Here is an 18,806-nt window from a genome sequence, read left to right on the forward strand (position 1 = left end):
ATATCTTTGCTGTGCTTGTCTTATTAGGGGATTTGAGTCACGGGGGATTTTAATCAAATATTACTAGAGAGAAACAGGAAGAAAATTTAATTTGAAAAGATTAATTTGGGCCTATCATCATTTAGGCTCTTTTTTTGAAAAAATGATCTATAGTATGGTGAAATTATTATTGTCCTATTATTAAGGTTTTTCTATATAGTTGTTTTAAGATAAAGGAACTAAGAAAATGTAAGGTATTTCTAGGCGATGTACAGAATAAATATATTTATATGAATCGTAGAGCATAAAAGGGTAGACGAAATTTCGTCTACCCTTTTATAAATATGAAAGCTAATACAGAAATTTGGGGGATTCTAATGGAATACGTATATGCAGAAACCTTAAAAAATGAATTCAAAGTGTTAGCAAGTTTTTACACCGAACAGGTTAGAGGAGAGGAGTTTCACTGCCGGAACATTGCTTTTGTTATGCAAAAAGGGAAACAAAATATTAAAAGACCAGATGCATTTATCATTTTAATGAATCCAGGCACATCTGCTCCAAAAGGTAAAAAATCTACCTCTCCGTACTTATATTTAGAAGCACCCAGTAAATTACCATTAGTGGAGGCAAAACCGGATCCCACCCAATACCAAATTATGAGGTTAATGAGATTAAAGGGCTGGAATTGTGTAGGGATATTGAATCTCTCCGATATACGTGCTGGTAATTCAGATGATTTTAAGATTCTATTAGAGAAGGCTGAGTTAACTGGTTTTCATTCCCATAGCATTTTCTCTTCGACTAGAGTAAATGAGTTAGTGTCCATTATCAATTGCAGCAATGGACCGATTATTACAGCTTGGGGAACAAATGAACTACTCGAACCTTTGGCGAATCGGGCATTAAGTATATTACCTTCATCTCGATTAAAAGGGTTAGAGCATATAAACAAACCCTTCTATTATCATATCAATCCAATTTTAAAAGTACGGCAATTAGAAGTTCTAACCAAGCTACACGAAATGATATAAAAATTAGTGGGGGTTAAGTATTTGGATCAAACAAATTAATAAAGTATTTACATCAGATACAGATAAAAGCCTCAAGAGTAGAATATGTGAAAGGTTCCTGTGGCCATTTTTAGTGAAACTAACACAGCAGGTCAAAAAGGGCACCGTTGAGGTTGCCCTTTTTGTTTTCCCTTTATTTATTTTTCGTTTTCAATAAGGCCGCATAGTTTGCCGCCTTTTCGGGTGAAGCAGTAAGTGATTTCTCATAACCCTTTTGGAAACTGCTTTTGTACGCCCTCACAAACCTTTGACCAAGTATCCGCTCGGCCGCCTGTACGGCATTCAATTCCGGATGGGCATGAAGGTAGGCGTTGAATTTCTCCTCAGAGGAAAAAAAGAGGGACACCTGGCGGAGAAGTCCTATTTTCATGAGGGGGCGAGCGATCTCCTTCTTGTTGTCCAAACTCAGCTGGGATGTAGGTACCTGCTGCCAAGCACGGGAGATTCTAAAATTATGCCGGTCTTCAAGCCCGGAACGGATTCCTTCATAAAAGCCTTCTTTCTTCCCCATTTCGACGGGATCCGGAGGCGGCTGGCCGTCAGTGTGAAGGGCGCCTGTCAAAAGGAAGCCGGCAAATATGAAAAAAGCCATAAGTTTCCGTATCACAGCTTTTTGCTCCTTTCTGTTTTTTTCGTTTCCATAGTATAACCAATCATTTTCTTCATATGTAGGAAAGAAGATGGAAATCTATCTAGGAAGCTTAACTTTTTTTCAAAAATGAGGAGGTTAGTTTCAAAAACAAATTATGAAAAATGGCTCTTGTTACATAAGGCCGAGTATTTTATTCTTAAAAAAAAGACTAAAAATCAAAAGATTTAATAAATTGCAGCAAGATAAGATTTTCAAGCGATTGTTAATAGGAAGGTAAGATACATGCTTTATATATGGGATATTGAGAAGATCATTATAAATACATTACAAGAGCTAAAGCTAAAATTTAATGTTGAATTTAGCGATAAACTCACTGCACCGATGAGTTATAACTTATCGACAAATACGATAAAGTTTAACTACATCCAAATTAACGGCTATAACGCTAAAATTAACTTTAAAGTTAAAGCAACAGATGAAAACTTTGTGAAAATTATTCTTTACCATCAGCTAGGTTATTACTTAGAATTCAGGAAAAATCCACGAGTTTTAAAGACCCTCTATTATGGTAAGGAAGAGGAAAAGAAACAGCTTTTGGAAGAAGTCGAAGAGAATGCGTGGGAACATGGAAGAACATTCGTACCCATACATCTGTTAGAAGCTTATGATCAAGTACGTGAATTGGATAAACATCTGTTAAAGTAGTGAATCGATGATTCTATTATAAAATTGATAGTAAAAAATACTTAAGAAAGTGGTTGAACAATGCAAGTTCCAGGATCTATCACTCAAGAAGAAGAAGCAGAGCTCCCTTTTTTCAACAGCCATGATGAAGCTTTTATTTGGTTTAAGAATAAATACGATAATAACTTCATATTTACCGGTTCTGAAATGATCGACGAACTGAAATGTCATTTTTATTATTTAATTATTAATCGGGAAATATATGAAGCCGGTCAGAATGAATTGGTGACAAAAGGCATTATCACCGATGCCATAAAATACATGGGCAGTTATCAAGAGGTGCAAATTTTTGATGATGGAAGTATTCATGTCGCACATTAAATCAAAGCTCATGCTTAAAAGAGTAAAGGGTTCCGTTTTCGGGTGCTTTCCAAATAAATGAAATGAGAATTGACGTATGAATAGGCATACGTCTTTTTTCTTTATTTATCAAGGTTTCCGCGGAATTTCTTTAACTTTGACATAGTAATTGACATTATTATTATTTGCATAACATTAATAAGCTAGGAATGGTTCCTAGCGTCCAGTTTCTGAAATAGTATTTATTGCTCCTTTCCGCCAGCAAGTGATTCTCGGTCACTTGCTGTTGGAGGCTGCTCTAACCATCCATTTTTTATCATTAGGTTTGCTCCGTCTTCTGCAAATAGCAAAAGTTCTAAAATTAGTCGCTGGTAATGAGCACCTATATCTCTTCTTGAATTGACACTCAAAGCCGAACCATAATAGGAAAGGGTTAATTGTGTAGACAATTGAATTTGGTACATCATATATTTATCTGAAAAGGTTATAGAAGTAGAGTTCGTGATCATCGATTGCCAGGAAGTAGGTGAATTTAATTTGTCTGCTTTAAAGACCGATTCAAATATTTGTATGTGTTTATTGGCAATGTCAAGTCCCCTTTTGAAATGTTGACGAACCTCTTTTGATTGGGCTACTTGGACGAATCCCACTTTTAAAGCAGCATGTAATTGCATTTTTAGGACGTTGAAAGTAATATCACCAATTTCGATAGCATTCAAGGGACGACGATCTCCAAGCCATCCAGTTAAAAAACTTTGATGCTTTACAAAATCGATCGAATCCGGTGGAGTAATAATAGGAGGTCGAGTAAAAAGTCCTTTTGAAAGCATTAAATCAATGGATTGATCAAAAAGCTCCATCGTTTCGGACATACAGGTTATATAATACTTACGTAAGTCAGAACGAACTGAAGTACTAACAGACAAAGAATATCCTGTCATGCCTTGCAAAGACATGATATAAATATAATTTAGATAGAAAGGGTCTTGAAATAGACGTGGTGCGTGAATGTTTACGTCGTCTTTTTCTGTAAACCCACGTGGAATAGGGTAATTTTCATTTAACATGAATACTGTAATTTCTTGGATATGCTTTTTGGATACTTCAAGGGAAGTCTGGTAGATTGATTTGACTTCGTGATCTTCGATATGTTCGAGTGCATAACGAAAGAAACAAATGGACATTGTATCAAAAATATATTGAGTCCAAAGGCTTGCAATTTCCGGAGCAGTTAATCGGATTGGGATATGTCTCTCCAAGGTTCATCCTCCAATTTACGAAATTGGTTAGTGTTTTTATTATTTTCTTAGAGAATGAAAAATATGTTAAAAATCGGAAACTTCGACCATCATATTGTGAAAAATTGTACTTAAGTTAAACGGAAGCAAGAGTTAAAGATTGGGATGGCGGATGCGATCCCTTTTTTTTATTGCATTAACGGAGTAGGTTAGCTAAACAAGAATAAAAAGCGTTAATTCACTTGGAATAACGCTTTTTATTGAGGTAACTTTCTAAATTTGAGCTATTCCATACTTAAAAACTGCCTAATAGACAAACTTGCATATTCCAAATAATCTTCTCGTGATCTATTGCTGTTCCTCTTCCAATCGATTGAAGCCCCGTAGATTATCCAACTTAACATGGTGGCTATGGTTCTTAACTTTTCATCACTTTGATCCTGATATTTTTTTAATAGTGATTGAAAAATAATCTCTTCAAGTTCCTTTTTTAATATGGTTTCTATGTTCACTGCCATATCATCATAACTTCTTTGACATCGGTCTGATAGGCTCATGTGAAAATTCGTAGTTGATAAAAATAAGCTCTTTAGCATATTTATTACTTAAATTAAGGAGCGTACATAAATTATACCTTTTTCAAAGTCAACGTTGTCCATCTTAAAGCAAGAATTTCTCCTCGTCGCTTTCTGGTAAAGATTGCTAATAAAAAAATTAAATAATTGTCTCGAATCCCATTTTAAGAAAAATTTAGTTTTGACTCAAGGAAGATTTTGTTTAAATGCTTTAATAAATTGTTTACTATGTTCGGATAATTTTTTGCGTCTTGATCGAACAATTCCAACTGAAAAGCGTAATGGATGAGGAAACACAAAGGGAATTGTAATAATGCTACCATTTTGAATACTAGTAAGTTTGTTTAAAAATAAATTCATTGTAATAATAAAACCCAAACCCTCTGATACTGCTTCAGTAATAACATTAACGTTGTTTGTTGTAAATAATATATTTATATTAGGTACATAGTTAATCAGTTCATTTGCATACCCTGCCAAAATAGGATCTTCTGTAAGAATCAAAGATTGATTAGCAAGATCCTCAATTTGTACCTTTTCTAAATAAGCAAGGGGAGAATTTTTGCTGGCACAAATTACTGTGCCACCTTCGAGAATGGTTTCAAATTCCAAATCGGGATTAGAAGCTGCCATTTCGTCAGTAAATATTGTAATACCAAAATCAGTCTTTTCCGTTTTAACGTCGGACAAAATTGCATTAGGATTTTTTTCAAAAACTTCTACTTGGCTATAAGTGTATTTTTTTTTATAAGTAACAAGTGCGCTTGGGATTACTAACATAGCGTTAGGACTGACAGATAATGATATATTGATTTTTTCAGGATATATCTTTTGATGCGCAAAAATGGAAATATCTTCGACCTTTAGCATAATTTCCTGCGCCTTACTTACAATAATTTCTCCATCTTCGGTAAGCTCAGCACCCAATCTAGAACGATTAAATAACTTTAATTGAAGTTCCATTTCTAAATTAGTTATGGCTTTACTAATACCAGACGGAGAAATATGAAGATTCTCAGCAGCTTTAATTAATGATTTTGTTTTAGCAACCTCAAGTAAGTATTCCAATTGTATTAGATTCATAGGATCACTCCGATTCATTTAAGTGAAAAATATTCAACTAAACCTCACTAATTTACACTTTATATTAACTTAAAGAGAAAGTATATTAATTTCAAAGATGTTACTCGTTCTTTGAAAATTTTTATTCGTAAATGATGGACAAACCAAAATTAGTTTTGGAGGTGTAATTTATGGTGAATATTTTTTAAAAATTTTCACGAAATAGCCAGTGCAGGAAGCTTTTTGTTGAAATAATCATGCTAAAAGTGAGGGGTATGAATGGAACTAGAAAAAAAATCCGGCTGTTGTTTGCCAAAAAAACAAAAATCAACTGTATCTCAATCCTCAGGATTAAGTGTTGTGAAAAGTTGTAAGGGGAGTTCTGACAAAAATGCAATTTACGTTCCAGGTGGCGAATTTTTAATGGGAACCGATGATCCTGAAGGGTACAAGGACGATGGTGAAGGACCAGTACGTAAAGTAAAAGTTGATCCTTTCTACATAGACGCTTGTACTGTAACTAATTCTCAATTTGAAGAGTTTGTATCTGATACAGGCTACAAAACTGAGGCAGAAATTTACAACTGGTCTTTTGTTTTTCATTCGCTTGTGTCATATGAAACACGAACGAAGGTTACTCAATTTGTTCAACAGACTCCTTGGTGGTTAGTTGTTAATGGTGCGAACTGGAGACATCCTGAAGGGCCGGATTCAACACTTAAAGATAGACTTGATCATCCAGTAGTTCATGTATCATGGAATGATGCTATAGCATATTGCAACTGGGCAGGGAAAAGACTGCCCACTGAAGCAGAATGGGAATTTGCTGCTAGGGGAGGTTTAGAACAAAAAAAATATGCTTGGGGAGATGAATTACTACCCAACGGTCAATATTATGCAAATATTTGGCAGGGGCAATTCCCCAATGAAAATCGAAGATTAGACGGATATAAAGGAACTGCCCCAGCTCGATCATTTCCACCGAATAAGTATGGCTTATATAATGTTTCAGGAAATGTCTGGGAATGGTGTTCTGATTGGTTTAGTCCAACCTATCATATATATGACACAAAAGAAAATCCCAAAGGTATACCAAACGGAACATCTAAGGTAATACGTGGTGGCTCTTATCTTTGTCATGAATCTTACTGTAATCGTTATCGAGTAGCTTCCCGTAGTTCCAGTACACCCGACAGTTCAACTGGACACATGGGATTTCGTTGCGCTAAAGATGCTTAATCAATCATTTCACGAGAAATTTTAACAAGTGATTTTGATTTCACTTTAAAGGTGTTTCAATAGTTTAATATGCCCAATGAAAGTTAGATTAACAAATAAGTTTATTTCTAGATTAAAGGAGACGAAAAAATGAAAAATAATATTGTATACATTGTCCTTGACGATATGGGTTTTTCTGACCTAGGTTGCTATGGTTCGGAAATTAAGACGCCTAATATAGATCGTTTAGCACAAAATGGATTGAGCTATAATAATTTTCATGTTACGCCACTTTGTTCCCCAACCAGAGCAAGCTTATTGACAGGTAGAAATCATCATTCTGTTGGTATGGGGGTTCTAGCAAATTTCGATTTAGGTCCAGATGTACCGAACTCACGAGGTAAAATCAAATCTTCAGCAGGAACATTAGCGGAAATTCTAAAGGAAAATGATTTTAGTACTTATGCTGTAGGGAAATGGCATTTAACACCAATATATGAAGAAACACCGGCTGGTCCTTTTGATAACTGGCCGTTGGGAAAAGGTTTTGAACGGTTTTACGGATTTTTAGATGCTTGCTCTGATCAATTTACACCTACTTTAGTTTACGATAATCATAACGTGGAGCCTCCCAAAAAAACTGGATATCATCTTTCTGAAGATCTTGTTGATCATGGAATAAAGTTTATTTCTGATCACGCTTCAATTTTTCCTGATAAACCATTCTTTATGAATCTTGCATTTGGTGCGCAGCATTATCCCCATCAAGTCCCACAAAGTTATATCGATATGTATAAAGGAACATATGCAAAAGGATGGGATCAAATACGCGAAGAAAGATTGGAACGTCAAAAATTATTAGGAATCGTACCACAAGATACAGTGCTTGCGGAACGTAATCCTGGTGTGAAGGAATGGGATAAGCTTACATCTGATGAAAAACGACTTTTCGAAAGATTTCAAGAAACATATGCAGGGTTCCTAACTCACACAGATGAACAGATCGGTCGATTCGTTGATTTTCTTGAAGCTATTGGGCAATTGGACAATACGATGATTGTATTTCTTTCTGATAATGGGGCGAGTCAGGAGGGGGAATTTGATGGGATTTTGGAACCAGATTCTTATTATAACGGAATTCCAACGACTGCTGAAAAAATGTTCGATCGCATCGATGAAATTGGTGGACCAAATGCACACCCTAATTATCCTCGTGGGTGGGCTCAGGCAAGCAATACACCGTTTAAATACTATAAACAAACAACTTTTGACGGAGGAATTCATGTTCCTTTGATTTATCATTTCCCAAATCGAATCAAGGATATTGGAAGTGTCCGTAATCAGTTCCATCATGTCATTGATATCACTCCGACCGTTCTAGACTTGGCTGGAATAAGTGCACCTAAAGAAATCAAAGGAGTTAAGCAAATGCCGTTGCATGGAAAGAGCATGCAGTATACATTTGATAATCCCAAAGTTCAAACTATCCGTGAAACTCAATACTTCCTTATGGGAGCACAGCGAGCGATTTGGCATGACGGCTGGAAGGCAACCTCTTTTCATACGAAAGGAACACCTTTTGAGGATGATCGATGGGAATTGTATAACACGATTGAAGATTTTTCTCAATCCAATAATTTAGCTGAAAGGTTTCCAGAGAAACTGAATGAATTAAAGGAAATCTGGTTTGTAGAAGCTGAAAAATATGATGCTCTCCCAATTATTGATAAAACGATTGAATTATTTTCTTATGTCTCCCCTGATGATAGAGTAAGAAATCGTACAGAGTTTACTTACTATCCAAACATGGGCTATACTCTTGCAATGCCATCTATACTTAATCGTTCTTACAAGATTAAAGTACCGATTGATTGTCTAAGTAAAGAAAGTAAGGGTGTATTAATTGCGCACGGAAGTCCAAACAGTGGATATACAATGTATATTCAAAATAACCGTATATACTATGAGTATAATTATGTGGGGACTGTCTATAAAATTGAATCTAATCTAGAAATACCAGTTGGAAAGTCAACGATACGTTTCGAATTTGAGAAAACAGGTCAATTTAAAGGAAAAGGCAGCCTATTTATCGATGATCACCATGTTGGAGAAGTTGATATGCCAAGGACCTTACCGTTTTTGATTTCAATGGAAGGATTATCTGTTGGACGAGATGCATATTTACCTGTAAGCAAAAACTATGCAGATAGAGGAGACTTCGCATTTACAGGGAATATCCAAAAAATCGAGTTTATTTTGCAAAATGATTAGGTTGAAGTTTTTAAATAGGGTAGAACATGTTAGTTAAATGAAAAATGTTCATTAAACAATCTTTTATAAGGTTTGAACTGTATTACGGTAACCTATAAGTTCCTTGATGGGGTAGGTGTCTATAGTTCGAGCCTAGTTGGATTATTAAAAACAGACTCTTGGTAATCCTTGATTATCAAGGGTTTTGTAATACGCTCTAAAAACTAAAAGAATGACCCATTTATAAAGTAACCCTATTTAACCTCGAGGGAGGAGAACGGGAAATGCAACTAAAAAAGAAGACCAGATTTCGAAACATTTTCACAAAAATGGTTGCTCGAATAGTATTTTAAGTAGCCACTTCGGTTAGGTCCTGTGAAGCTTTAGCTATACAATAGGTATGGCTTAGGGAGTTGAAAGAAATAGAACAATAAAAACAGCAGTTTTTTCAGGTGGCTCTATATTATAGAGTTGCCTTTTATTTTCGTCATGTGTAGGCATTAATTACATATTTGGTGTTGTATTTTTTTGAACAAGGAGATCTCATAACTGAACCGAGTAGATTTGTCGGTAATCGATCTGATTTCAAGGTCTGCAATACCTTTTCTAAGGCAACTTTAGTAGTAGGATTAGGTAAACTAATGTTGCTTAACAACAATCATTAAAACCTTCTGTTGCTTCACGGATTTATTTAACCTATAAAAGTAAAAAGATACAACACTATATCTAGTGATGTACCTTTTTTATATTGTCTGACATTCTATGAGAGTCCTTTGTTTATCCTTTAACACTTGGGTATTCATTATTGAAAGGACCTTTTTGTCATTTATACTATTATAGCATCACTAGAATATACTCAGAAATGATGACCCCCGCATGATGTTTCAATTGCTTACAGAGTTAAACCACCATCTACAAGTGCAATTGAACTTGTGGCAGCCCTTTTTCTTGTTTTTAGTAACGACTTTAAGTAATTCCAATATTTTTCAAAATACAGGTTGACAATTTCTCTAGCGGGTATTATATTTGTGTCTATAAAGAAAAAAGCCGAGTAAACTAGTAGGTTAAGTAAGGATAATGGAATTCGAGAAGCATATGATTTTGCACCTCACTATTAGTCTATATTCTTTTCATAGAATACCTTTATAAAAACAAATTTTTTAGCCGGTCGGACTACCGAAGGCTCCTATCTCAATTAAATGAGATTAGGAGCCTTTTTTGTTAGTTTCACCAGAATAGAAAGAAAAAAATGATGAAATCTGCCGATTGGACCGCCAAAGGCTTTTCAAACAAATAGGCGCCTTTTTTATTAAAATCACGTCCAGTGATGTGGAAAGTATGTAACTCATTGGTGGGAGGTGACATGTAGAGATCATAGTTACATTAGAAGGACTAGCATTTTTTTTGGTCATTTTTCAAGAGGGTATTAAACAAATCTATTTAACCAGTCATTCAAGGAGAATGACTGACTAATAGGTTGTTTAAAAGATAAAAAACAGGGGTGAAATAAGTGAAAAAGAGTTTTAAAAGTTTTATAAGCATTATTTTTCTAGCGATGATTCTTTCAGCTTGTGCTCTAGACTCATCAAGTTCAAAACAATCTGCTGTACCAGAAAAGAAAGTAAATACGCCTGCAAAGGACAGAGGAGTCAAAGTATTTAAGGCAGCAAACCTTTCAGCATTACCTGAAAAGGCCAAATCCCGAAAAGATTTATTTATTGCAGGAATATCTGCCCCCGGCGGTGTTTTTTTACCGTATTTCTATGAAAATGGGTGGGATGGGAATGCCACGGATCCTATTTTTGCTCCATTGGTTAACCTAGATAAAGAAGGCAAGCCTGTTGGAATTCTAGCAGATAAGTGGAACATATCAAGTGACCAGCTTACATATACGTTTCATTTAAGAAATGGAGTAACATTTAGTGATGGCTCTCCTGTAACAGCGGATGATGTGGCCTTTACCTTAACATTGCTGCATGATCCAGCTTATGAAGGATACCAAGATATATCTCTTGCTGCCATACAAGGCGGTAAGGAATACAAAGAAGGGAAAGCGAAAACAATTGAAGGTATCAAAGTAAAAAACAAGCAGACTATTGAAATCACAACCACCGAAGTAAACGCGAAGGCGCTGCTCCTATTAGGCGGTCAAGTGTTATCAAAAGCCTATTATGGCAAAGACTATGAATATGGAAAACTTGATTATTTAAAGGATCTTTATTCAAAGCCGCTTGGAGCAGGTCCATACAAATTTATCAAATATGTCCCAGGACAAGAAATCCGTTATGAGGCAAACGAACATTATTATGCAGGGAAACCAAAGACAAAAAATTTAATCTTTAAAGTCATCGATACTTCGACATCACTTCAATTATTTGAAACAGGAGAGCTTGATTATGCTAGCTTCTCTGCAGATGACGATACAGTGGGACAATTGCAAAGCTTAGGATTTGCTAATGTCCGAGTAGGTCCAGTTAATGACTTTGGCCTTATTTATGTAAATAATTCTCGTCCACAGTTTAAGGATAAGAAAGTTCGGCAGGCGCTTATTTATGGTTTGGACCGTCAAAAGATTGTAGATGTCAAATTCAAAAGTTATGGTGAAGTCGCTAATATACCAGTTTCAAAGGTTTCATGGGCTTATAACGATAAAGGTATTAATAAATATGAGTTTAATGCTGGAAAAGCAAAAGAATTACTAGATCAAGCAGGTTGGAAGGCAGGAAAAGATGGTATCCGTGAAAAAGACGGAAAACCATTTGTTATTCACTACCTAACGAGAACGGCGGAAGACCCCATCATCCCAATTGCTAAGGAAAATTATGAGGATATTGGTATTAAATTTGAACCTGAGATTATGGACTTTAATGCCTTAGTAGCAAAATTAAACAAAAAAGATTATGACTTTGCGTCCGTATCGACTTCACAAATTTTAGATCCAAGTGACCCTGTAGAAGAATTTGCTACGGGTAACCCGAATAATGCTGCCGGATATTCGAATCCAAAGGTAGATGAGCTAATCAAAAAAGGGCTTAATACATTAGATATAGAAAAACGTAAAGAAATCTACCATGAGTTATATAAAGAATTGAATGAAGATCCACCTGTCATTTTGGTTCATTACCGCCAAAGTGCAAGAGCCATTAGCGGTCAAATAAAAGGTTTAATTCCTGATAATTACACAGGCATCGGTGCTAGCTTACCAAACATTTCGATTAAAAAGTAATGATTGAGTGCCTGGCCAAAAGCTAGGCACTTTCAATGTTAGGAGAGTTCAAATGAAACAGTATGTATTACAGCGATTTTTACAAATGATCGTGATATTATTTGGAACATCTTTTATTATCTTCTTCTTGTTTGCTATTCTTCCAGGCGACTTCATTGATTCTAATATTAGTTTGACCCCGCAAAGGGCTCAAGAATTAAAGTCTCTTTATGGCCTGGACCAACCTATATTACACAGATACTTAAACTGGCTCGGAAATGCTCTTCATGGTGATTTCGGCTACTCATTAAAACATCAGGAAAAGGTGCTATCACTTTTAAATAAATATGTCTGGAATTCTTTTTTTGTTGCCATTTTTGCTCTCATATTAACGTGGTCCATTGCATTATTAACAGGAGTATTATCCGCTATTAAACAATATTCCTGGTTTGATGGCGCTGTAACATTTTTGGTGTTTGCAGCGATGTCGTTTCCTTCCTTCTTCATTAGTTTGCTCTTTATTAAATGGTTTGGAGTAGATCTTCAGATTTTGCCGATTGGGGGAATGATTGAAACGGGCAGTGAAAATACAGGAGTTTCCTATTTACTTGAAGTGGGAAAGCATATGATTCTTCCAGTAACAATCTTAACACTTTTAAGTGTCGGATCTTTGACCCGATATTTTAGAACAGGAATGCTTGAAGTGATTCGCCTGGATTATATACGAACTGCAAGGGCAAAAGGCTTAAAGGAACGTGTCGTTATATTTAAACATGCTTTAAAAAATGCGATACTTCCAGCGATTACACTTCTTGCATTTGAACTGCCCGGTCTTTTTTCCGGAGCGATTATCATGGAGCAAATCTTCAATTGGCCGGGGGTTGGAAGAATTCAACTAGAATCTGTTAGTTTCCGCGACTATCCCGTTTTAATGGCCTTTACAATGTTTTTATCTTGTCTGACTATCATTGGAAACTTTTTGGCAGATGTTACTTATGCAGCGGTTGATCCTAGAATTCGGTTAAGATAGGAGGGAAAACAAATGGAAACACAAAGCTTACTTGTAAAACAACAAAATTCGAAGACAATCGTTAAATCACCATCTTTATGGAAGCAAACTTACCTTCGATTAAAGAAGAATAAAATGGCGATGGTCAGCCTGTTTTTTCTGATGTTTATGTTTTTGCTTAGTTTTATCGGGCCGTATTTCTCTCCTTACATACTTGACAGAACCGACGTCGCCAATATGAACCAGCCGCCTAGTGCATCACATTGGCTTGGGACAGATAATTATGGACGGGATATTCTGACAAGATTAATGATGGCAGGACAAATATCCTTAACGATTGGTATTGCTGCCATGTTCTTATCTATTCTCATTGGGAGCTTACTTGGTGCTATCTCTGGTTTTTATCGTGGTATCGTCGATTTAGTGATTATGAGATTAGCAGATATATTAATGTCCATACCTGGGTTACCACTATTGTTGATGATGGGCGCCATACTATCTGAATGGAAGGTACCAGCAGAATATCGACTATACCTCATCATGATCATGCTCAGCTTCGTCGGGTGGCCTGGTCTTGCCCGTCTGGTGAGGGGGCAAATTCTATCATTAAAGGAGCAGCCTTTTATGCAGGCAACAGAGGTGCTCGGTTTAAGTGACCGTCGAAAAATATTCCATCATCTTATACCAAACACGGTCCCTATCCTCCTAGTGGTAGCAACCTTAAATGTGGCAGGATCGATATTAAGCGAATCGGCTCTAAGTTATCTCGGGCTCGGTGTTGTTCCCCCCACGCCATCTTGGGGAAATATGATGGATGCAGCTAATAATTTTATGGATTTCAGGAAACGGCCTTGGCTTTGGATTCCACCAGGGACAGCCATATTCCTAACAGTGGTTTCTATCAATCTGCTTGGAGACGGACTAAGAGACGCGCTTGATCCAAAATTAAGAAGGTAGGTGAGGGGTTATGAGTGAAATGTTGTTAGAAGTGAACCATCTTGTCACGAACTTTCATACAGAAAACGGCATCGTTCAAGCAGTGAATGACGTTAGCTTCTCCATCCGTGAAGGTGAAACCGTTTGTATCGTTGGCGAGTCAGGATGTGGTAAGAGTATAACCGCATTATCTTTGATGCAACTCATTCCTGAAAACGGAAAAGTAGAAAGTGGAGAAATTCTTTTTGCTGGTAATAATTTATTGCAATTAACGAAAAAGGATATCCGCCGTCTCAGAGGGAATGAGATTGGCATGATTTTTCAAGAACCAATGACTTCTTTAAATCCTGTTTTTACCATTGGAGAACAAATGATAGAGCCGATTATGGAACATCTTTTTCTAAGTAAAAAGGATGCATATAAAAAAGCAAAAGAACTGATCACGATGTTGGGAATGCCTAATGCAGAAAAAATAATCCAGCTTTATCCTCATGAATTAAGTGGGGGGATGCTGCAGCGGATTATGATTGCTATTGCCCTTAGTTGTAACCCGAAACTGATTATTGCAGACGAGCCAACAACTGCCCTGGATGTTACGATTCAAGCTCAAATTCTGGATTTACTTAGAGATATTAAAAAAGAGTTTAAAACATCTATATTGTTAATAACCCATGACTTAGGGGTCGTAGCTGAAATGGCAGATTATGTCGTTGTCATGTATGCAGGAAAATTAGTAGAAGAAGGACCTGTTCTTGAACTTTTCGCCGACCCGAAGCACCCTTACACAAAGGGGTTACTCCAAGCTAAACCTGTAATTGGCGAACGAAAAGAACGACTATACACAATTGCAGGTCAGGTACCTAATTTAACAGATTTAAAAGATGGATGTTATTTCGCTGATCGATGTGAGCATGTCCAGGGGATTTGCCGTAAGAAACAGCCTGATTTGACGGATGTGGGTCAACATCAAAAGACGGCGTGCTGGCTGTATAAGGAAGGTGCAAGATGAGTGATACATTAATAGAAGTTTCTAATCTAAAAAAGTATTATACTTCTTCAAAGGGATTATTTAAAAAACTTAGCGATCCAGTTAAAGCAGTTGATGGCGTAAGTTTTACGATTAAAAAAGGGGAAGTCTTCGGACTGGTAGGTGAATCAGGAAGCGGTAAGTCAACCATAGGCAAAACCATATTACGCATTCAAGATAAAACAGGAGGAGAAGTAAAATATAAGGGACAGGACATCTTTAATCTTTCAAAAAAAGAACTGCGCCATTTACGCGTCCAAACGCAACTAGTTTTCCAAGATCCATTTAGTTCATTAAACCCAAGAATTCGGGTAGGTGATGCCATTGGTGAAGCCGTGGTGGAACATGGGATTGTTTCAAAACAAGAGGTCCGCGCGCATGTGCTAGAGGTTATGGAAAAGTGTGGTTTATCCCCTTTCCATATTGATCGGTATCCACATGAATTTTCTGGAGGTCAAAGGCAGCGTATTGTCATTGCCCGGGCTATGGCCTTAAATCCGGAATTCATTGTAATGGATGAACCTGTTGCATCCCTTGATGTATCTATTCAAGCTCAAATCATTAATCTTTTTAGTGACCTCCAAAGGGAAAATGGGCTATCATACTTGTTTATTTCCCACGATATAAGCGTGGTGGAACATTTATGTACGAAAATTGCTATTATGTATTTAGGTAATATTGTGGAATTAGCATCAAAAGAAGACCTATTTAATCAACCACTACACCCTTATACGAAAGCACTCCTTTCAGCTGTTCCAATTCCAGATCCGACGGCTAAAAGAGAACGTATTTTATTAAAAGGGGATATTCCAAGTCCTATTAATCCGCCTTCCGGTTGTAAATTTCGATCAAGATGCCCATCAGCAACTAATTTGTGTTCAGAAAAAATACCTGAATATCGTGAAGTAAACAAAGACCACTTTGTTGCATGTCATTATGTATAACGTGATGACATTCAAATAGTAGGATTTGCTGTGACTGGAGATGTTTGTATTTTGTTCATAAAGCAAATCAAAATATCAGGCAAAAAAGTGCTGGAAAGCCAGATGAAGGGAACAAGGAAATATAAAAATTGTTGCCGCCCAATCCAAATAGCCTGGAATGGATGAGTATAATAAACAACCCAATTTCTCCTTTTAATTTTGAGAAATTGGGTTATTAAATAAAGAAAAAAATTTTACTTTGTAAATTTACATCTTTCTACTTAAGGGAATTAGCAAGGAAAAATTAAACAAATAAGGGCTACGCAATCTGAGAACTACACCTTGTACCAACTTGTCCTGATTGTAATAAATCATTTAAGGCTTGCTGATTAATTAATTCATATAAATCAGAAGGTGGGTCTAAGAAAATTCCTCTCCGATTAGCAACAGAAATAATTATCCCTATTTCATAATACATATTTTTCGTAAGAATACCTTTTTCAATATTATTAATAATTTCATAGTAAAAACGAATTAATAACTCTTCAGGCAACTTTTCATAGAAATTCATTTTTAATTCACCTCAAACACCACAATTGTAGGCCTGTTCAATAATTATACTATTAATCGTATATAATTTGTGTAAATATTGTGTAAAAATTAAAAACATTATGATCTTTTTATATTGAAATGGAATGTTTGATAATCGACTGCACCCTATAACCTAACAATCCACCTTCTTCAGCTAAGGGTGCAAGAGTTAAAGATTCGAGCTTTCATTGAGGCAGCTTTTCTTATTTAGTTAACGAAGCAGTTTGGTTGAACAATCATTATTAGCTTTTTTCCACAATCGGGCCAGGTTGTGGAGGATTGGAAAATTTCAGTTCTTAAAATAATAAGATTATTAGAAGAAGGAAAAAGCTGTGTATTTATTGATGTAAATTTATGTCTTTTATGTAATAAGTATATTTTGTAGAAATATAAATTTACAATTCATACATAGTGAAAGTGGGAATTATAATGGCAACAGGAACACATACAGTAGAAATTCCAGTAGATGTACAAGCAGTGTGGGATTATGTTAGTGATCTTGAAAAATGGGCAACGACAGTACCGGCCTATAAAGAACATAAAATTATAAATGACAAGCAATCTATTTGGACATTTGAAGGTAGTGTGAAAGGTATTAAAAAAACAATACAAGCGAAGGTAGATATTACCGAATGGAATGAACCTTCAAATATTAAGTTTGTACTAAAAGGTTTATCAGATAATTTTACAGGCAGCGGTCACTTTACTTCAGAAAATGTAAATAGTAAAACAACAATGACTTGTAGGGTGGAAGTCCATGCAGGCGGATTATCGGGTGCGGTGTTAACACCAATTATTAAATGGGCTGTTCCCAAAGTGGCATCTCGTTTAACAGAATCTATCGCACGTAAAATTGCAGTATTCTCCTAGTTAAAAATCGCTTCATAGGAAAAGATGTTAACAATCTAATTAATGTACTTAAACAAAGGGAGTAAGAGTTTAATATCCAGGGCTGCCATCTTTGGCGGCTTTCTTCTTGTGCTAACGAAGCAGGCTAGTGAAAAAAAGCCCCAAAGTATATTTTTACTTGGGGGCATTCCTTTCATTGGGAAGATATTGCACTTTCTTAGGTGTAAATATAACTACATCAGAAGAATAGATTTCAATTTTTAAATTGTGTTCGATCGGTTTTGCAAGTTAGAGGTGAAGTTCGTGAAATATACTTGTCCTTGTTGTGGGTATAAAACATTAGATGAAGAACCACCAGGAACATATGATATTTGCGGTATTTGTTTTTGGGAAGACGATGGACTTCAATATCGAGACTCTGATTATGAAGGTGGTGCAAATGAGGTTTCATTAACACAAGCACAACAAAATTTTATTAAATTTGGGGCTTGTGATGAAGGCAGTATTAAGTTTGTAAGAAAACCAAATCAAGAAGACATTAAAGACCCGAACTGGAAATCGTTATGAGTATACATTTGCATATATGATTATGTTTCTTATTCAAGTAACAGGTGCAAGAGTTGAAGATCAAGGCTGTCATTTTGGCAGCTTTTCTTATTGTGTACACGGGGCGGGTTAGTTGAAGAATCTGTTTTTTCATTTAGGCTGCCGAGTGTAAAACCTACAGGGAAAATGCTAATAGTTGAATTACGGATAGGGAAAGTGCAACGTCATTATAAAAAAATAAGGCCGGCAGGGGGCGGCGGAACAGATACTTCCGCTTTTTTCTCTGCCAATGCTGTAACCACAGGTAAATAGCTTTTGTCTTTATTGCCACTAACCTGTTAAAATTAAAACATACACCACTTGTGAAACACGGAATGGAAACCCGTTGGATTGCCGAAGGAGAAATATGAAGGTGATTGGGGGAGAAACGTTGAAGAAACGGTCAAGGTTGCGTAGACGGATTCGGGAATGGCTAAACAAGAGGAAACAACAGAAAGAAGAGAACCCGCTACCGAGTTTTGTAAACAGTTGGACGAATCGCCATCAGGAAGAATTGGAAAAGCCAAAAGAATTTTATAAAAATGAAAAACCAACCGAGGAATAATGACGGCTGCGATGCTTCCATAACGAAGGATCGTTTTTTTCTTATTCAAGTAACGGAGCAGGTTAGTTGAATAAGAAAGAGAAAA

At 36.2% G+C, this 18,806-nt stretch carries 18 protein-coding genes; 13 read left to right on the forward strand and 5 right to left on the reverse strand.

All coding sequences use genetic code 11. The features are described 5' to 3' along the window. The first annotated feature begins 356 nt into the window (after nucleotides 1-356). Nucleotides 357-1,013, forward strand: coding sequence for an apurinic/apyrimidinic endonuclease family protein (locus PH210_RS06490; RefSeq protein WP_289984040.1), 657 nt, complete (start codon nucleotides 357-359; stop codon nucleotides 1,011-1,013). A 172-nt stretch (nucleotides 1,014-1,185) separates the two neighbouring features. Here the strand turns inward: PH210_RS06490 and PH210_RS06495 are convergent, their stop codons facing one another. Then, nucleotides 1,186-1,659 carry a hypothetical protein gene (locus PH210_RS06495; RefSeq protein ID WP_289984041.1) on the reverse strand — a complete coding sequence of 158 codons (474 nt, stop codon included), beginning with the start codon at nucleotides 1,657-1,659 and terminating at the stop codon, nucleotides 1,186-1,188. Nucleotides 1,660-1,926: 267 nt separating this feature from the next. On the opposite strand from PH210_RS06495, the gene PH210_RS06500 reads away from it, so the two are divergent. Beyond that, nucleotides 1,927-2,349 (forward strand): hypothetical protein, encoded by a 423-nt coding sequence (locus PH210_RS06500; RefSeq protein WP_289984044.1) that lies wholly within the window; start codon nucleotides 1,927-1,929, stop codon nucleotides 2,347-2,349. A 60-nt stretch (nucleotides 2,350-2,409) separates the two neighbouring features. After that, nucleotides 2,410-2,709 (forward strand): hypothetical protein, encoded by a 300-nt coding sequence (locus PH210_RS06505; protein ID WP_289984046.1) that lies wholly within the window; start codon nucleotides 2,410-2,412, stop codon nucleotides 2,707-2,709. A gap of 221 nt (nucleotides 2,710-2,930) precedes the next feature. Here PH210_RS06505 and PH210_RS06510 read toward each other — a convergent pair whose 3' ends face one another. From PH210_RS06510 to PH210_RS06520, 3 genes are all read right to left on the reverse strand, one after another. After that, nucleotides 2,931-3,947, reverse strand: a complete 1,017-nt coding sequence (locus tag PH210_RS06510; protein ID WP_289984047.1) for a DUF3231 family protein — start codon at nucleotides 3,945-3,947, stop codon at nucleotides 2,931-2,933. A gap of 263 nt (nucleotides 3,948-4,210) precedes the next feature. After that, nucleotides 4,211-4,444, reverse strand: a complete 234-nt coding sequence (locus tag PH210_RS06515) for a hypothetical protein (protein WP_289984049.1) — start codon at nucleotides 4,442-4,444, stop codon at nucleotides 4,211-4,213. Nucleotides 4,445-4,687: 243 nt separating this feature from the next. Next, on the reverse strand, nucleotides 4,688-5,584 hold the full coding sequence (locus PH210_RS06520) for a LysR family transcriptional regulator (RefSeq protein WP_289984051.1): 897 nt from the start codon (nucleotides 5,582-5,584) through the stop codon (nucleotides 4,688-4,690). Nucleotides 5,585-5,842: 258 nt separating this feature from the next. On the opposite strand from PH210_RS06520, the gene PH210_RS06525 reads away from it, so the two are divergent. The 7 genes from PH210_RS06525 (at nucleotide 5,843) to PH210_RS06555 (ending at nucleotide 16,152) form a co-directional block, all read left to right on the forward strand. After that, nucleotides 5,843-6,802 carry a formylglycine-generating enzyme family protein gene (locus tag PH210_RS06525; protein ID WP_289984052.1) on the forward strand — a complete coding sequence of 320 codons (960 nt, stop codon included), beginning with the start codon at nucleotides 5,843-5,845 and terminating at the stop codon, nucleotides 6,800-6,802. A gap of 129 nt (nucleotides 6,803-6,931) precedes the next feature. Next, nucleotides 6,932-9,052, forward strand: a complete 2,121-nt coding sequence (locus PH210_RS06530; RefSeq protein ID WP_289984053.1) for an arylsulfatase — start codon at nucleotides 6,932-6,934, stop codon at nucleotides 9,050-9,052. 1,534 nt (nucleotides 9,053-10,586) lie between these two features. Beyond that, a complete protein-coding gene (locus tag PH210_RS06535; RefSeq protein WP_289984428.1) occupies nucleotides 10,587-12,257 on the forward strand; it encodes an ABC transporter substrate-binding protein in 1,671 nt (556 codons plus the stop codon). Nucleotides 12,258-12,309: 52 nt separating this feature from the next. Beyond that, nucleotides 12,310-13,266, forward strand: coding sequence for an ABC transporter permease (locus PH210_RS06540; protein ID WP_289984055.1), 957 nt, complete (start codon nucleotides 12,310-12,312; stop codon nucleotides 13,264-13,266). A gap of 12 nt (nucleotides 13,267-13,278) precedes the next feature. Next, entirely contained in the window at nucleotides 13,279-14,202 is a 924-nt protein-coding gene (gene opp4C, locus PH210_RS06545; RefSeq protein ID WP_289984056.1) for an oligopeptide ABC transporter permease, read from the forward strand. Nucleotides 14,203-14,212: 10 nt separating this feature from the next. After that, nucleotides 14,213-15,190 (forward strand): ABC transporter ATP-binding protein, encoded by a 978-nt coding sequence (locus PH210_RS06550; protein WP_289984058.1) that lies wholly within the window; start codon nucleotides 14,213-14,215, stop codon nucleotides 15,188-15,190. After that, nucleotides 15,187-16,152, forward strand: coding sequence for an ABC transporter ATP-binding protein (locus PH210_RS06555; protein ID WP_289984061.1), 966 nt, complete (start codon nucleotides 15,187-15,189; stop codon nucleotides 16,150-16,152). The genes PH210_RS06550 and PH210_RS06555 overlap by 4 nt, the downstream gene beginning before the upstream one ends. A 298-nt stretch (nucleotides 16,153-16,450) precedes the next feature. Here PH210_RS06555 and PH210_RS06560 read toward each other — a convergent pair whose 3' ends face one another. Continuing rightward, a complete protein-coding gene (locus PH210_RS06560; protein ID WP_289984062.1) occupies nucleotides 16,451-16,702 on the reverse strand; it encodes a hypothetical protein in 252 nt (83 codons plus the stop codon). A 449-nt stretch (nucleotides 16,703-17,151) separates the two neighbouring features. Here PH210_RS06560 and PH210_RS06565 point away from each other — a divergent pair, with 449 nt between their 5' ends. The 3 genes from PH210_RS06565 (at nucleotide 17,152) to PH210_RS06575 (ending at nucleotide 18,721) form a co-directional block, all read left to right on the forward strand. Continuing rightward, nucleotides 17,152-17,592, forward strand: a complete 441-nt coding sequence (locus tag PH210_RS06565) for an SRPBCC family protein (RefSeq protein WP_289984064.1) — start codon at nucleotides 17,152-17,154, stop codon at nucleotides 17,590-17,592. Between the two features lie 282 nt (nucleotides 17,593-17,874). Then, entirely contained in the window at nucleotides 17,875-18,138 is a 264-nt protein-coding gene (locus tag PH210_RS06570) for a CPCC family cysteine-rich protein (protein WP_289984065.1), read from the forward strand. A gap of 409 nt (nucleotides 18,139-18,547) precedes the next feature. Further along, the gene (locus PH210_RS06575; RefSeq protein WP_289984067.1) at nucleotides 18,548-18,721 is read left to right on the forward strand and encodes a hypothetical protein; all 174 of its coding nucleotides are present in this window, start codon (nucleotides 18,548-18,550) and stop codon (nucleotides 18,719-18,721) included. Nucleotides 18,722-18,806: the final 85 nt, after the last annotated feature.

The organism is Paenibacillus sp. BSR1-1, assembly GCF_030403775.1.
Classification (GTDB): Bacteria; Bacillota; Bacilli; order Bacillales; family Cytobacillaceae; genus Neobacillus.

Bases quoted from the DNA above. Each gene is read 5' to 3' on its own strand.
- PH210_RS06565 (WP_289984064.1), top strand. From the start codon at position 17,152: ATGGCAACAGGAACACATACAGTAGAAATTCCAGTAGATGTACAAGCA.
- PH210_RS06500 (WP_289984044.1), top strand. From the start codon at position 1,927: ATGCTTTATATATGGGATATTGAGAAGATCATTATAAATACATTACAA.
- PH210_RS06550 (WP_289984058.1), top strand. From the start codon at position 14,213: ATGAGTGAAATGTTGTTAGAAGTGAACCATCTTGTCACGAACTTTCAT.
- PH210_RS06540 (WP_289984055.1), top strand. From the start codon at position 12,310: ATGAAACAGTATGTATTACAGCGATTTTTACAAATGATCGTGATATTA.
- PH210_RS06515 (WP_289984049.1), bottom strand. From the start codon at position 4,444: ATGGCAGTGAACATAGAAACCATATTAAAAAAGGAACTTGAAGAGATT.
- PH210_RS06535 (WP_289984428.1), top strand. From the start codon at position 10,587: ATGATTCTTTCAGCTTGTGCTCTAGACTCATCAAGTTCAAAACAATCT.
- PH210_RS06555 (WP_289984061.1), top strand. From the start codon at position 15,187: ATGAGTGATACATTAATAGAAGTTTCTAATCTAAAAAAGTATTATACT.
- PH210_RS06560 (WP_289984062.1), bottom strand. From the start codon at position 16,702: ATGAATTTCTATGAAAAGTTGCCTGAAGAGTTATTAATTCGTTTTTAC.
- PH210_RS06520 (WP_289984051.1), bottom strand. From the start codon at position 5,584: ATGAATCTAATACAATTGGAATACTTACTTGAGGTTGCTAAAACAAAA.
- PH210_RS06505 (WP_289984046.1), top strand. From the start codon at position 2,410: ATGCAAGTTCCAGGATCTATCACTCAAGAAGAAGAAGCAGAGCTCCCT.
- PH210_RS06525 (WP_289984052.1), top strand. From the start codon at position 5,843: ATGGAACTAGAAAAAAAATCCGGCTGTTGTTTGCCAAAAAAACAAAAA.
- opp4C (WP_289984056.1), top strand. From the start codon at position 13,279: ATGGAAACACAAAGCTTACTTGTAAAACAACAAAATTCGAAGACAATC.
- PH210_RS06530 (WP_289984053.1), top strand. From the start codon at position 6,932: ATGAAAAATAATATTGTATACATTGTCCTTGACGATATGGGTTTTTCT.
- PH210_RS06490 (WP_289984040.1), top strand. From the start codon at position 357: ATGGAATACGTATATGCAGAAACCTTAAAAAATGAATTCAAAGTGTTA.